11 protein-coding genes are annotated in these 16,295 nt (G+C 36.0%); 7 read left to right on the forward strand and 4 right to left on the reverse strand.

Translation table 11 applies throughout. The annotated features are described in order from the left end of the window. Positions 1–219: 219 nt before the first annotated feature. On the forward strand, positions 220–3,930 hold the full coding sequence (locus tag BLS02_RS16140; RefSeq protein WP_092494066.1) for a 5'-nucleotidase C-terminal domain-containing protein: 3,711 nt from the start codon (positions 220–222) through the stop codon (positions 3,928–3,930). A 740-nt stretch (positions 3,931–4,670) separates the two neighbouring features. On the opposite strand, the gene BLS02_RS16145 is transcribed toward BLS02_RS16140, so the two are convergent. The 3 genes from BLS02_RS16145 to BLS02_RS16155 form a co-directional block, all read right to left on the reverse strand. After that, entirely contained in the window at positions 4,671–5,168 is a 498-nt protein-coding gene (locus BLS02_RS16145; RefSeq protein WP_092494067.1) for a hypothetical protein, read from the reverse strand. 135 nt (positions 5,169–5,303) lie between these two features. Further along, entirely contained in the window at positions 5,304–5,828 is a 525-nt protein-coding gene (locus BLS02_RS16150) for a MauE/DoxX family redox-associated membrane protein (RefSeq protein WP_092494068.1), read from the reverse strand. Between the two features lie 3 nt (positions 5,829–5,831). Next, the gene (locus BLS02_RS16155; protein WP_254788806.1) at positions 5,832–7,598 is read right to left on the reverse strand and encodes an ABC transporter ATP-binding protein; all 1,767 of its coding nucleotides are present in this window, start codon (positions 7,596–7,598) and stop codon (positions 5,832–5,834) included. Positions 7,599–7,895: 297 nt separating this feature from the next. On the opposite strand from BLS02_RS16155, the gene BLS02_RS19050 reads away from it, so the two are divergent. From BLS02_RS19050 to BLS02_RS16175, 5 genes are all read left to right on the forward strand, one after another. Then, the gene (locus tag BLS02_RS19050) at positions 7,896–8,036 is read left to right on the forward strand and encodes a hypothetical protein (RefSeq protein WP_175559514.1); all 141 of its coding nucleotides are present in this window, start codon (positions 7,896–7,898) and stop codon (positions 8,034–8,036) included. Positions 8,037–8,517: 481 nt separating this feature from the next. Continuing rightward, positions 8,518–9,144: a DUF4352 domain-containing protein gene (locus BLS02_RS16160; RefSeq protein WP_092494070.1), complete on the forward strand. Its 627-nt coding sequence runs from the start codon at positions 8,518–8,520 to the stop codon at positions 9,142–9,144. Between the two features lie 107 nt (positions 9,145–9,251). After that, the gene (locus BLS02_RS16165; protein WP_092494071.1) at positions 9,252–9,797 is read left to right on the forward strand and encodes a hypothetical protein; all 546 of its coding nucleotides are present in this window, start codon (positions 9,252–9,254) and stop codon (positions 9,795–9,797) included. A gap of 164 nt (positions 9,798–9,961) precedes the next feature. Further along, complete coding sequence (locus BLS02_RS16170; protein WP_092494072.1) at positions 9,962–12,541, forward strand: ABC transporter permease; 2,580 nt, start codon at positions 9,962–9,964, stop codon at positions 12,539–12,541. 58 nt (positions 12,542–12,599) lie between these two features. Further along, positions 12,600–13,286 (forward strand): ABC transporter ATP-binding protein, encoded by a 687-nt coding sequence (locus BLS02_RS16175; protein WP_092494073.1) that lies wholly within the window; start codon positions 12,600–12,602, stop codon positions 13,284–13,286. Between the two features lie 70 nt (positions 13,287–13,356). Here the strand turns inward: BLS02_RS16175 and BLS02_RS16180 are convergent, their stop codons facing one another. Then, the gene (locus BLS02_RS16180) at positions 13,357–13,542 is read right to left on the reverse strand and encodes a hypothetical protein (RefSeq protein WP_092494074.1); all 186 of its coding nucleotides are present in this window, start codon (positions 13,540–13,542) and stop codon (positions 13,357–13,359) included. Between the two features lie 593 nt (positions 13,543–14,135). Here BLS02_RS16180 and ltrA point away from each other — a divergent pair. Continuing rightward, the gene (gene ltrA / locus BLS02_RS16185; protein ID WP_092494075.1) at positions 14,136–15,932 is read left to right on the forward strand and encodes a group II intron reverse transcriptase/maturase; all 1,797 of its coding nucleotides are present in this window, start codon (positions 14,136–14,138) and stop codon (positions 15,930–15,932) included. Positions 15,933–16,295: the final 363 nt, after the last annotated feature.

The following is a 16,295-nucleotide window of genomic DNA, read 5'->3' on the forward strand; positions in this document are numbered from 1 at the left end:
TTACGCTACAAGAAAAAGTTTAAAAATTAAATACTGTAGGTGATTAGACATGTTGTTCGCATGGGTAATTTTAACTGTTTTTAACTAATCATCACTAAAATAGTAAGAATTTACTATAAATTTACAAAATCTTAATTGTATCCTCTTATTTAATGTGCCATATTAAAAGTGTGCCACAGTCACAATTGTGTCACAATATCATATTAATGGAGGGTACCAATGAAAAAATCGACTGTGAAGAAGATGCTGAATTTGCTTCTTATTTTCACGCTAGTGTTCATGAATTATTCTACGATCCTAGTGAAAGCGGAAAGTAATGAGGTAGTGGCAGAGGACTTATTCATCTCAGAGTATATTGAAGGAAGTTCGTATAACAAGGCAATCGAGATTTATAATGGTACAGGTGATCCAGTAGATTTATCAAATTACGAATTGGAATTGTATAGTAATGGTGCTACAGAAGCAAGTCAGTCGGTACAGCTATCAGGTACTTTGGAACATAATGATGTATTTGTTGTTGCCCATTCAAGTGCTGATGCAGAAGTTTTATCCCAGACGGACTTGGAAAGCTCTGCGGTAGCTAATTTTAATGGTGACGATGCATTTGTGTTAAAAAAGAATGATAGTGCAATGGATGTATTAGGTAACATTGGAACTGATAGTGATTATGCAAAAGACATCACATTAGTAAGAGATGCATCTGTTACACAGGCAAGTTCATCGTACAATGAAGCAGAATGGTCAGATTATGCGAAAGATACATTCGCATATCTTGGGAGTCACACAATGGACGGTGCCGGTGGGGAAGACCCGCCTATAGACCCAGGTGATCCTGGTGAGGAATATTCTATTGCTGATGCTCGTGAGCTAAGTGATGGAACTGCAGTAACAGTAGAAGGAATAGTAACCGTTAATAATAATGCAATCAGTAATGGCGCACAATTTTCAACATACATACAAGACGAGACAGGCGGCATTAATCTTTTTGCATTCGAACAAGGTGAAATTCCCGATCTTGCTAAAGGGGATCGAGTCCGGGTTTCTGGTGAACTAGATTCATATAATGGCTTAAAAGAAGTTATCCCGACTTCAATTGAAGTAGTAGAGAGCGGACAGGAATTACCACAAGCACAATCTGTTACATTAGCTGATCTTCAGGATTCTTCTGTTGCCGAATCCTATGAAGGAGAATTAGTTCAGCTTACAGGATTTATTAATGATATCCCTGATAGTCCTGCAGGTGGCGGATATAATGTTTCGTTGATTGATTCGGACTTCAATGGAACAACGCTCAGGGTGATGGAGAATGCCCTGGATATGTCATTAGTAGAGGAAGATAGGTGGTATAACGTTACGGCGATTGTCAGCCAGTATAATGCTTATCAGTTAATTCCAACTGAACAAGCGGACATTCAATTGGCTGATGAACAACCAGAACCACCATCAGCAGCAGGTGTTTATGAATCTACTGTTGAAAGTGTTGTAGATGGCGATACGATTCATTTAGAAACACCAGTCCTTGGAGGGACGAAGGTACGTTTTCTAAATATGGACACAGCTGAAACATATACAGCTCATAATGACGACCCTGCTAGAGACGAAATAAACGCAAACCAGAAAGCTTTTGGTGAAGAAGCGAAAGCATATATGAATGAGCTTATTCAGCCAGGTGATGAGGTTCTTGTGAAAATAGGTGAGGAACCAACTGATGATTATGGCAGATTGCTGGCAGAAATTATTCGTCAGGAAGATGGTATGAATATTAACCTGGAGATGGTACGAGAAGGGTTAGCATCAACCTATTTTATCGCGCCATTTAATGAAGAAGTATATCCGACATATCAGAATGCGGTAAAAGAAGCGAAAGATGCTGGTCTTGGCATTTGGAATCCGGAAGATCCATTGCTGGAATTACCATTTGAATTCCGGGCAAATGATGATCAAAAAGGATTTTTAAGATATGTTGGGAATTCCGATACAATGGAGTACGTTATGCCTGATAATTGGGCTGATGTTCCAGTGGAAAAAAGGGTATTTTTTGCAAGTGAAGAAGAAGCAGAATCGTATGGCTACACATTTGTCGGTGACGATGATGGCTCAACTGAAAATTTATCGGTTCAGTTATTAAGCATGAATGACCTGCATGGAAAAATTGATCAGGAATATGAGCTTGACCCAGACGGTGATGGAACATTCAGTACTTACGGTAAAATGGATTATACTGCTGCAGCTATTGAAGCACGGGAGCAAACAAATCCAAATACGCTGATTGTTCATGCCGGTGATATGATTGGTGGTAGTTCACCAGTATCAGGTTTGCTACAGGATGAACCAACAGTCGAAATTATGGAAGAAATCGGATTTGATGTTGGTACAGTAGGAAATCATGAATTTGATGAAGGGACAGACGAACTACTACGCATGGTAAATGGAGGAGAACATCCAGAAGGTTTAGGTACCGATGGCTATGACGGAATGAACTTCCCGTTACTATGTGCAAATTGTGTTTACAAAGATTCTGGTAACACTGTGTTGCCTCCACACTATGTAGAGGAAGTTGACGGTGAAAAAATTGGGTTCGTTGGTGTTATCACACAGGAAGCCGCTGGAATGGTAATGCCTGCTGGGATTCAGGATATCGAATTCACAAATGCAACTGAAGCTGTGAACGAATCTGTCGCAGAACTTAAAGCACAAGGTGTAAAATCAATTGTGCTGCTGTCACATATTCCGGGTGAGCAGAATGGTGATACCGTAACCGGTCAGGTTGCTGACTTAGCGAATGCGGTTGATGATGAGGTTGATGTTATTTACGCTGCACATAACCATTTCGTTAACAATGGTGTCGTGGATAACAAACTAATTGTTCAAGCATCCGAATATGGAAAAGCATTTTCAGACGTTGACCTGGAGATTGATCGCACGACAGGTGACATTGTAAAAAAAGAAGCAGAAGTTGTTTTTGTAGATCAAAGCAAGGTCACCCCTGATCCAGCAGTTGCTGGGATTCTGGACAAATATGCAAATCAGATCGCACCAATTATGAATGAAGTAATTGGCTACAATGCAACAGATTTAACAGGTGATTATTCCAATGATGGTGATCATGGTCTAGGGAATCTAATTGCTGATGGAATGAACGCTCAAATGGATAGTGATTTTGCTATGATGAATGGTGGCGGAATTCGAGATGACCTGCTAGCCGGTGAAGTTACCTGGGGGGATCTATATAATATCCAGCCATTTGGCAATACACTGATGATGTTTGAGATAAAAGGTGCAGATCTTTACCCGATTATTGAAGCACAGCTTTCATCAGTTTATGGTCCTGATTACAGTATAAGCGGTTTTCATTATACGTGGGATCCTGAAACAAGTTCGGTTGTTGACGTAACTTTACCTGATGGATCACCAATCGATATGGATAAAACATATACCCTGACGGTAAATAATTATATGGGTACGTCAACAGGATCTAAATACGCACCAATTGGGGAATTGGGTGAAAATCCAGTGATGGGTCCATCTGATCTTGATGCTACAGTAGATTTTGTCGAGAGCCTGAACAGCTCGGAAGCAAATCCGTTTGAATATGGCCCTGAAGGACGTATTACAGAAGGAACAGCTGAAGAAGATCCACCTGAAGTTGTTGTTGCACCAAAGGATAATAATGGCACAGCAACCGTGCATACGGAGGATTTGGAAGCTCTTGGTTCCGGTGTTCGAGTTGTTATTGACATTCAAAATGATAAAAAGCCAAGGAAATTGTTACTGAATAAAAAACAAGTGGATATTTTGAAAGAAAAAGAAGTAACATTAACTGTTACCAATGGTGAAAAGTATGCTGAGTTTATTATGCAGGAGTTCTCAGGAAAAGTGCTGAAGGTGAGCTTGCATGACAGTAACGGAAAAGGCTTTAAAAAACATTAGGAATAACACTTAATATCTCAAGCAAAAACGCATCAGAAAACACACGGATTTTCACAAGGGAAATCTCGTGTGTTTTCTTAATGCTATATCAAGGTTTGAAAGAGTTTTGAAATTCACAGAATAATTCACAAGAGTGAAATATTTATTATAGTGTATGTGATTTTATTGTGATTTATGGTGTGAATTTAAATGCTAATTGTAATATTTAGTAAATTCATTTAAGGGAATATGGGTATTTATGTTAAAATAAATATAGAGATTGTGAAGTGTTACACTTAAACTAACGTAGCAGGATAATTTAAAAGTGCGGTCTGATTAGTTTTCAACAATCTGGGCCAGATTGTGGAATAACTCTTTATAAGTGAAATAGTAAAAGAGTAATCCCGTTCTGGCAACAGGAGGCGTATTCATTCCCTTTCAAACTGGAATACCAAAGCAGTTTTTAATTGAACATAAAAAATGTAAAGAATATGTAGTTCAAGTGTGGAATTAATCAGGAATGCAGCTAACATTTTTAGTTATTATGGAAAGGAAACTAGCGAGGAGTTCTCCCTTTTGGATTTCCAAACCAGAAAACAAGCATACAGAATATAATAGATATCCTTAGATTGTCAGCTGGTGAGGGTTCATCTTCTGACCAAAAGGGAATTGCATCGAAACAAAATCGGATTGTTTCTTTTTGGAAGCCAAAGATACAATTTGGACAAGGGAAAACAGTTATTTTGAAGGCTAAAATCCCCTTAGTTTTGGGGTGTGAAACTTAATTCATTACTATGTGTTATCCTGCTAATATTTGTTACAATTCCTTTATCAATATTGATTACTCTAGGTACAGATCTCAAACCAAGTGAGTTAAAGAATTCTTCTGATTCTACCATTTTAATTTTATTTTCTAAAAGAATAGTTTTTTGTTTAATTGGAATTACACCATTACTTACAATAACAAAATCACGAAGTTCCATTTCAGCCTGCTCAAATCCATTAATAATTTCTTTACAAGTCGAGCACTTAACCGATACGGCCATTATAATTAGGTCTCCTTCAAAAGCAATATTTTGTTTACTAAGATACTCCAAATTAATTTGTTGCCCAATATGAAGCTCTTTGGCGACACTTAAATAAGGGCTTTTTGCAATTGTCTCCATATAAAACATTAATAAATCTTTAGACCTTTTTAACAGCAAAAAATTAAAAACAATTATGATTACCATACATATCAGAATAGCTATTTTAATCATTTTTCTTCTCCTTGTTTGGTAAGTCTATCTGTTCGATTTGCTGAAAAAAACCGTTTACTGTTTTGAAGTAGCTAAGAAAACAAAAACTCTGAATCAAAATTACACATAGCACCAATAATAAAAGAATGTTTACTATCATGCTAACAGCTCCTTTCTCAATCTTTTAATAGCCTGCATTTCTATAACTATTAGATACAAACAAAAACCTGAAATTACTAATATATTCAGTAGGACGTACGGTACTAACAATATTTCTCCCGATGGCAACAGGTACACCAAGAATAACCCTGATATAATCAAAATATTTCTGGAAATAAGCTTATACGAAATATTGTGATCCCCTAATACTCCACCACATCCGCACGACAAATCCTTTCTTCCACGTAATAAATTTATTAATATAGCTAATGTATAGATGAATGTAAGTATCCCTAACATAATAATTCCTATAACGGCATGAAATTGAAAAATTATCAGTAAACTAGAAATCACTTCTATGGCAATGAATCCTAAACTAAAAGGAATTGAAAATTGATGGGGCAATATTTCATAACTAGTAAAGATTTTAACATGGTCTGAAAGCCCTTTAATTTTTGTAACTGCTGAGAACATAAACACATATGCAAAGAATAATGCTATGGTAATACTAAATATACCCATGCTTTACCTCCTCATTTTTTCTTTGTACATATCTGATTGATTATTATAAAGTTCTGTGTAATGACCATCTATTTTCAGTAATTCTGAATGATTACCTTGTTCAACAATTTTACCATCTTTTAATACAATAATATGATCCGCCAAATGACACGCATACATACGATGTGAAATATAAATTGATGTTTTTCCTTCTGTAATCGACTTAAAATTCATAAATAACTTCTTTTCTGCTATTGGGTCCAGTGAAGATGAAGGCTCATCTAGTATTATTAAATCAGAATCTTTAATAATTGATCTTGCTAAAGCAAGTTTTTGCCATTGACCCCCGGACAAATCCCTACTCCCTTCAAAAATCCTTCCAAGTTTAGTATCATATCCTTCAGATAAAGTGCTTATGTAATCATGTATATCAGCCTCAATAGCAGACTGAATCACTTTCGATTTTTCCTTTTTTGTGTCTCCAATTAGTATATTTTGAAAAGCGGTTAATTCATACATTCCAAAATCCTGATATATAACAGAGATTTTATCATAAATTTCTTCTTCTGATAGTTGTGTGATATCATTACCGAATAAATTTATTGTATCTTCAGGAACTTGGTATAAACCAATTAGACATTTTATCAACGTAGACTTCCCTGAACCGTTACTGCCTACAATCATTACGCTAGAACCTTTTCTAATTTTCAGACTTATGTCCATTATAGCATTGCTATTTTCAAAAGGATATTTAAAACTTAAATTCCTTACTTCTATCACATTATCAGGCGGTTTCTTATTATTAAAGCTTCCTTTTCTAACTGCTTTTTCAGGAATGTTAAGAATTAAAAATATGTCATTTATATAATGTGTCCCTTCTTTAAGGTTAGATGTCATATAAGATAAACTACTTATAGAGCTCAAAACTCTTTGTATGGCTTCCATAATAGAAACGAAATCACCTATACGTAATTTTGATTGAGATAATAAAGAAATGATAAGAAAAAAGGATGCAGCAAATGTTACTGAGCTTAGTAACTCTAGACTAAGTAACTTTTTGCTTTGACTAAGCTCTTGTTTTAGTACTTCTCCCCTATTTTTATTGAAAGAATAAGTCCATTTATTAAATAGGTAATTAAAAGATTGGTTTACCCTTATTTCTTTATTATACTTTCTATCTATAAACAAACTAAATATATAGTTTTGCTCTCTTGCAAAAGGTGTCATATACTTAGCTAGCCAATAACGATCACTTCCGAGCTTGTTTTGTATAAACAGTAACGGAATAGAAAATGTAACTAAAATGATAACAAATAAAATATGGAATTGTAATAAGAAAAAAAGAATTGAGATAATTGTAATTAAAGATCTCACTATTTCTAGCAAATTATTAATTGGCCCTAAAAACTGGGAACCTAAATCGCCATTTGTTCGTTGAATTAAATTATAAAACTCATGATCTTCAAGCCTTTCGTAATTAACAGAAGTCATTTTTCGTGAAATTTTGGTTTTGATATCTAATTCTATATTTAATTGAATAACCGCCCTTAGATACTCGTCAATTTTTGTTAATACATTGATAAAAATAGTTAGTCCTATTTGCATAAATAGTAAAAATATTATATTCATTAATTCAACTTGATCTTCAAAGTAAAATTGAACGGAATTTATTAGTCTTTGTAGGATTATTATTGATAATAAAGGTAATGCACCTTTTACTATTTTTAATACAGTAAGAAAACTGAAAATGATAGGATTAATTTTAAATATTATTAAAAATGCTTTTAACATAGTTTTCAAACGAAAAACTCCTATCTTTTTCAAAAATTATATCATGAAAATATAAATAAAAAAAGATAGAAAAGATTGACTATTCCATTATATTGCATTATTATTAAAATTGTAACTATTTTATATTTTAATTTTATAAATCTTTTCATTAAAACTTTTTTCACTACAATAAATCAGCTTAGATTCCTCTTCTATGGAAGTTACAGCCTCAAAGAATCCACTCATAATAAAATTTCTTTTACTCATCCATGAAAAACAACTATATATTATATTCTTGGAGAAAGGAGAGGATTAAAAATGAAAGCACCTAAACTTGACCCAATTGGTAATTGTGAAGGGCGAGAATTCTGTGGTGATGATATTGCATGTGCTCTTGGTGAACGTCATTTATACGTTGAAATCGTAAACTGCAAAAACTGGAGCGCGCATCGGCACTAAGATAAAAGATAGATGCGGTTGCCGCTATTAAGGTCAGATATTTCCCTATTTAAGAGAAATTCTTTGCAGTAAATAGAGCTGGGACATAATGAAAAAGTGTAACACAAAAGACGAACAATGCTAGCGTAGTGAGTATACATAACTCCTCCGGGAACAAAAGGCTAGGTGACTACAAAGCGGATTAGCATTTCACCAGCTTACCGTGGAAAGCGAAATATATTTCCAAAGTGGGTTATATGTACTTTTTTCGGCTGGTTCGGATTTTCTTTTGATAAAACACTTATGTCCCAGCTTCTTTTTCATAATTTCACTAAAAACACATAATAATTAAAGTGATTAATATTGTTTAAGTGTTTTGCAGAAAATGCCTTGCGGGGAAGCGAAGGACTTATGCAATCTGTTAAACAATAATAATTTTGTTGTTTTTTATAAATAGTATGATACTAAAAATCTACAAAGAATGTAAGGGGGGGGATTTTAGTTGAATAAACACATAAAAATATTAGGCATTTTCGTATTGGCATCAGGCTTAATAGTTGGCTGCTCAGAACAATCTGCAACAAAAAATGAACCTTCACATGACGTTGAAGGAAAAACGCAAGAAGAGAACCCGAATAAACAAGTAAATGAAGAATCTGAAGATGAGTCTAAAGAAGAACCTAAAGAAGAACCTAAAGATGAACCTAAGAAAGTACTTATTAATGAGGTAAATGCTTTACAAATGGGTGATACTGCAGACATCGGTGGTATAAAGGTTACGGTTACCAGTATTGAACGTTATACTGGAGAGATGAGACAGTTTCGTGCATTGAAACAGGATCATGCAGTTAAGATTGGAGCCATAATTAAAAATACAAAGGACAGCGAGATACATCCTACCTCATATAGGTTTACTCTGTATGATGTTGAAGGTAATAAACTCAAATATGCCTGGCCAGCCTGGCCCGGTGGTAAAACTAGATTAAGAGAAGATCTTCCACCAGGAAAGAAAATACAGGGTGATATTTTCTTTGATGTACCTGCACAAGAAGGATCGTGGACACTTAAATATTCATCTGTAGTCAATTATGCAGAACCAGCGGCATTTTGGGAGATACCAGCAAAATAAAATTGGTAATCAACAAACAAATTTAATTATATAAAAAACTAACAAAAGATTTGCTTTGAGCATTATCAATAACTTTAATGTTGCAAATATATCTTGGGGTGATGTAAATGTTAATATTTACATTAATTATTTCAATTTTTATTATAGTTAACCTTTTATTAATTTCAAAACAATTAAAAATTGGTTTCTATTTAAAAAATGCTTTTTTAAAGGAAAATACAAGGAAGCAATTTGTAAATGGAGATAGAGTTAAGAATATTATATTATATAATCATTTGCAGCAGGAAATAAGTTTAGAATCACTGCTAGACAGATTAACAATTTTACTTGTGGTCGATACCGGCTGTGACGTTTGTGATTTGGATTTAAAGGAGTTTGCAAGCGAGTCTCTGCAATACGGATATGAATACAATTTTGTACCAATAATTTTCAATCCAAATACCCTCGATGACAAACTAGATTTTGGAAGGAATCATTTTAAGGAAATATTATTCGCAAATGATGATTTTATAAAAGATTTCAAGATTAGCTTATTTCCTACATTCCTAATAATAGATACTGATAGCAGATTTATTTCCTATGTTAACTTTGCAAGAGAATTTAAATATATAATTGATCCAAAACTCACATCAAATAATCAACCCATATATTAATTTTGTTAAAAATATAGATCAAAGATAATTCCTATTTGCTGATAAGATTTAAACTTTTAAAGTAAGAAGAGTACTTAATTTTTTCATAACATTTTTATAACAAATTTACTGTTTACCCAGATCAATTTATTTCAGATTTATTATAAGAATGGAGGGATATATTTGTGATATCTCTTTTAATCAAACAATGGATGCGAAATAAAGAACGATTTCTCCTATCTATAGTCGGGGTGTTATTAATAAGCGGAGTTCTTATTTATTTATTCAGCTTAACAGAATCGACAAAAGGAACGGTTACTGAGACATTACAAAAGGAATGGAAAAGTGCATATGATCTCGTTGTTACGCCATCAGATACTGAAATACTTAATCAAAATAACTTAATGAAACCAAACTACATAAAAGGGATAAATGGCAGGATTAGTTATGAAAAATATGAAACAATTAAAGAAATAACAGGTGTAGAGGTGGCAGCTCCCCTTTCTGTTATGGGGTATACACAACTTTCGCTGTCTGTAAGAGATGCTTTTAATGTAGCAGATCCAGGGCTATACAAATTAAATATTCAAAAGACACATCATAATAATTTATATAAATCAACATTATTAGATGTTACATATTATACGCTTGCAGGCTTGACCGGTTCACGTCCTGATCTAAACTTTGGTACACATCTTTCTAACCCCAGTTTTACTTTAAGAAACGATCAGTTAATTGTTGGAATAGATCCTGAGCAAGAGGCAAAATTGGTTGGACTTAATGACAGCATAATAAGTTCAAATAATAGTAGATATTTAAACGAAAATGATACAGGAAAACAAGAAAAAACTGATAATGTATTTCATTTACCTGTTATCTTAAACCAAAACAGTTTCGCTAACAGTAATTATAAAGTAACGTTAGAAAAACTGGATATACCCTTTAAAACCGAAGCGCAACAAAAAGAAAGTGCCGAAAAAATTAGAGAAGGAAATGGTGAGGAATTTCTCAACCAAATAGATACGGAACCCGTTGATGAATATACTGTTACAGGAAAAGAACTGGAAGAAATATACTTTCAGACACTACAAAATCCTAGTAAAAATCGATCAATGGATATTGGAATTTCTCAATTAATTTATGCATCGAGTCCATTAAACTATCAAAAAATAAATAGTCCGTTTCCTAAAAGGTGGTCATCCAGTTTTCAAGTTCAAAATCAACAGGTTAACGGTGATGAGGGTTTGTTCCCAAAAGAATACTTACCACCATATGTGTTCAGACAACCTAAACCTGCACCTTACAAAGTCGAAAATGGAAGGCCCTCCTTTACAGTATTGAATTTTAATGTTATTGGTAAATATGATCCTAGTAAACTACAAGTCAGCATGGATCCCTTGACAAAATTACCGCTCCAAACCTACCGACCAGCGGAGGCAACGGTAGTACTAGACGAAAATGGGGAGCCACTAAATCCGGTGAAAAAGATAGAGGGGTCTGGTGCCCCCGCAGCTCTATTGCCAAATCCGCCTAACTTATTAACCACTGTAAAAGCGGCAGAAAAGCTGCTCGGTGGTAACAGTATTTCTTCTATCCGGATAAAGGCAAAAGGAATTGAGGAATTTGGAAATGATTCGCAATCAAAATTAGAGTCGATAAAACAAGAAATTATGGATGAAACAGGTTTACAAGTAACCATCACACGAGGTTCATCTCCACAACCAACTGTCACGAAAATCGTTAATAAAGGGAAAGCTGAGGGATGGATGGAACAGTCATGGATCAACATTGGCGCTGCAATTGCTATTTTCAGAGAAACATCCCTTGGTTATACAACTGTACTACTTGCAGTTCTGCTAATCGGAATTATGTATGTATTGGCGACATCTTACGTGTCTTTTTTAACGAATCGTAAAGAGTATAGTATCTTGCTGGCACTTGGCTGGCGAACTAATAAGCTGCGACAAATGATTGTAACAGAAGCTGTGTCTTATGTTTTATTGATAACTATTTTGGCGATTGGTGTAGAGTATATTCTGGCACAGAATGGAACATCGTTTAGCTTAGCAAAAGTAGGATTAGTTGGTCTAACATCATTTTTCATTTATGGATTTGGCATTTTAATCCCACTGATTCAGGTCGGAAAATTAAAGCCGTATCAAGGGATAAAAACGGGAGAAATTCATTCAAAATCCAAACGAATCTTTAAAAACCAATCCATAACCGGCTTGGTGACAAATCAAATTATGCAGCGTCCCGGGCGTAATTTACTGTCTATATTAGCCATAGCTTTACCATCAACGTTACTATCATTCTATATTTTTGTTTCATTCCATTTGGATGGCGTACTATACACCTCCTATTTAGGAGAGTTTGTCGCTGTTGAAGTGAATGAGTCACATTATTTCATCATGGGGGCCGCATTACTTGTCGCCGTTTTAACAACCGGTGAAATGTTGTGGCAGAACATTGTAGAGCGAAGAAATGAATTAGCTTTGTTTAAATCAATCGGTTGGAAAAACAGGACCATCGGCTTTTCTATTATATTGGAAGGAGCACTAATCGGGTTTCTCTCTGGAGTCGTGGGATTAATTTTATCTATTGCTTACATCGGCATTATGTACGGAATTTTTCCATGGGATAACTTGACTATCCTGTTACTAACTATTTGCATTCCAACGGTTATGGGGATTATTGGCGCAATTATACCAACTGTAAAAGCACTGCGAACCAATCCATATGAAGTTCTTAAGGAAAGTGCGTGAGGATGTCTTCATAAGATTATCTATATAGTAATACACCAGCAGTTAAGGAGATGTGTATATGAGTACTTCAATTAAATGTAAGGATTTAGAAAAGTCGTATAAAGGGGATGGGGTAGAAACCCATGCCCTGCAAGGTATTAACTTGTCATTTAACAAGGGAGAATTTACGGCAATTGTTGGACCTTCAGGATCGGGAAAATCAACCTTATTAAGTTTGATTGGAACACTTGATCAACCATCATCAGGGAATATCTCATACGATGGAAAAAAACTAGCGAGTATGAAGCAGAAACAGATTGCTGATTTTCGGTTTGAACATATCGGATTTGTTTTCCAGCAGTTTCACTTATTACCCACACTAACTTCCTTGGAAAATGTCATGGCACCATTGTTTTCCAGAAAAGTTCCGTACAACAAAAAGGAGCGCGCCCAGGAAGTATTAAAACAAGTAGGCTTGGAAGACAAGGAAAATTCATTGCCATCACAATTATCAGGTGGGCAGCAGCAACGTGTGGCAATTGCAAGGGCGCTTGTCCATGAGCCAGACTGGCTGCTGGCTGATGAGGCTACAGGAAATCTGGATACTGAATCAGGGGAAGTTATTTTTGACATCATTCAACGTCTTAACTCTGAAAAGAATTGCGGAGTTCTATTTGTGACACATGACCATGATTTAGCGAGCAGAGCTAATAGAGTTATTAAGATGAAAGATGGGTCTGTAGTTTCGAGTTTAGTGGAAAGGTAAAGATTAAGAGAAAAGAGAAGAGACTAAATCGTATAATATTTTTTTCAAATAATCTCGGTTACTGTAATACTCAATATTGTTGTGACAGACTTCCGATTAAGGTTAAGGTTGTAATAAATACTTGTTCCGCAAACGGGCGCCGATCGACAAGTTCTGTTATAAGCGTGTTAAACGTGAAAAACAGAAGATTATAAAATAATAATCTTAACGTTACAACCGAGGATGGGAATGACGGAACCATGTTTCCCGAAACCATCCCGTCAATACTCCTGCATGCGTCATGACTGACAGGTCATGGGGTCTGAAGTACAGGTAGATTCGGCAGAACGGAGGCTGAAGCCACTCCATTGGAGAAGGTATGCCAATGGATATGCCGCGCGGCTGAAAAACTGGATAAGGTGAGAATGGTTTCAGCGAAATGAAACTGACGAACAACCGAATGTACGGGTCTATAGTTTGAACATAAGGAAACTTATGGGTCATCCAACGATGACGTGAGTGGTGTGAAGTAAAAATGCGCCCTCTGAAACACGCTATACCGGACGACGGCGGTATCCAGCTCACAGGCTTACAGGGGAACACCTAAGTTCAGAATGGATAGCTAGGTTGTAAGGGACTTGGAAAACTAGGAACGTTGTAACAGGGGCTGTCACCCTAAACGGTTACTATAAGGCTTATGCCGAAAGGTATTTATCCTTTTGAGGGTAGGGGCATGACTGATGAAACTCCTGTAACGGGAGTGGAGGAACAGCCCCAAGTCTAACGATAAAGAAAGGTCATTTTCCATACGTGCATTGCACCGATCGGGTAGGAACGTGGGAACATCACTCCGCAGGGAGGGATGCCACAGTGCAAGCTCTACGCTATTGGGATTACTACAATATGACAGATGCATTTACGGATTTGTACGATAAAGCCAGTCAACAGTATTCCTTTTCTCGTCTTTTTGATGTTATTACATCCCGGGAAAACATTCTACTGGCCTATCGTACCATAAAATCTAATAAAGGATCTAAGACACCGGGAACGGATGGAAAAACCATCACAGACATTCAAAAGTTGTCCGAAAAAGAATTGGTGACAGAAATCCAAAACAAACTAGAGAACTATCGACCGAAAAAAGTAAGACGAAAGCTGGTTGATAAAGGCAATGGTAAATGGAGACCCCTTGGGATTCCGTGTATGCTAGACCGAATTATTCAACAAAGCTTCAAACAGGTACTGGAGCCTATTGCTGAAGCCCAATTCTATAATCATAGTTATGGATTCAGACCGCTCCGATCCGCACACCATGCGATGGCAAGAATTCAGTTCCTTATCAATCAAGCCGATTTTCACTTTGTGGTAGACGTTGATATTAAGAGTTTCTTTGACCATATTAACCATACATTGCTGATTAAGCAACTATGGAACATGGGGATACAAGACCGAATCGTCCTGGCATGCATATCTAAAATGCTAAAAGCTGAAATTGATGGAGAAGGTATTCCTACAGAAGGTTCGCCCCAGGGTGGGCTGTTATCGACATTATTATCAAATATCGTCCTCCAAGATTTAGATCAATGGGTGGCTGACCTATGGGAGTTCTTTCCATTGTCCAAACCCTATCAATCAAAAGTAGGCGAAAGAAATGCCAAAAAACGTTCCAATCTTAAAGAAGGATACCTAGTCCGCTATGCGGACGACTTTAAAATTCTTTGTAAAGATGGAAAAACGGCAGAAAAATGGTACCATGCGATACGGCTGTACCTTAAAGACCGCTTGAAACTGGATATTTCGCCAGAAAAATCACAAATTGTGAATCTGAGAAAACGGGATTCTGAGTTTCTTGGCTTTACCATCCGTGCGAATAAAAAGGGCAAAAAGAGAGTAGCACATACTGGCATTAAAGCTGATAAAAAGCGAAAAATCAAGGAAGAAGTAAAAAAACACATTCGAAGAATAAAGGCTTCGCCTTCTGCTCTTAATGCACTCCTTTTTAACAGCTTTGTTTTGGGGATTCATCACTACTTTAAAAGGGCAACACATGTCAATCCAGAGTTCTCACGTCTTGCCTATGATCTGCAGGCATTCATATACAATCATCTCAAGCCGGTCGGGAAATATGAGCATCCTGCCAATCCTCCCCCGACGTACAAAAGGTTGTACAGCTTGGGGTTTAAAACATTTAAAATAGCTAGTGTTTATCTATTTCCCCTTGCGGATGTTAAGACAGTAAATACTATGGGTTTTAGCCCAAAACTTACACCTTATACCAAGGAAGGAAGAGAAGGAATATACAAAAGGCTTCGCCCAGACATTCAGCGAGAGGTTGGCACCTTGATGAAATCAACGATCCTGAATCGGAGTGTCGAATATATGGATAATAGGATAAGCCGATACAGTATGAAAATGGGGAAATGTGAAATTACAGGCATGTATTTGTCTGCCCCCGAAGTTCACTGTCATCATTACGTTCCATTGCACCTTGGAGGAACCGACCAGTTTCATAATTTACGGATCATCCATAAAGAGGTGCACAAATTAGTCCATCACACAGACAAAGAGATGATTGACGTACTCATACGTAGATTTAGCATAACCAAATCTATGCTTGATAAGATTAACCAGTACCGTGAAGAGTGCGGATTACAATTAATTGAATAATCCTAAACGAGTGAGTAACGAGGAACTTATAATCGAGTAATATCGTTAGATGGAGCGCGGAATGCGGGGAAACCTGCACGTTCCGTGTTGAGCAGGGGAAAAGCTGGAGATGATTTCAAAGGCTTACCTATTGCTGACGATTGTTTAATAAGCTTTTCTTCTTCACCTAAATGGTGCTTTAGTTGAACAAGGAGTTGTCGATTTGGTAGCTCCTATTACTTATTGAGGTAACACCTTTCTTAAGCAAGAATATTCATTAACGGGTAGCTTTAGTTTAACAACAGATATTGGAAAAAAATGGATTGGATATTTTTCCAAGCTTTTTTACTGTGAATTTAATGGTGAAAGTAATGTGATTATAGA

The sequence above is a fragment of the Virgibacillus salinus genome (genome assembly GCF_900102415.1).
GTDB classification, from domain to species: Bacteria; Bacillota; Bacilli; order Bacillales; family Amphibacillaceae; genus Lentibacillus; species Lentibacillus subterraneus.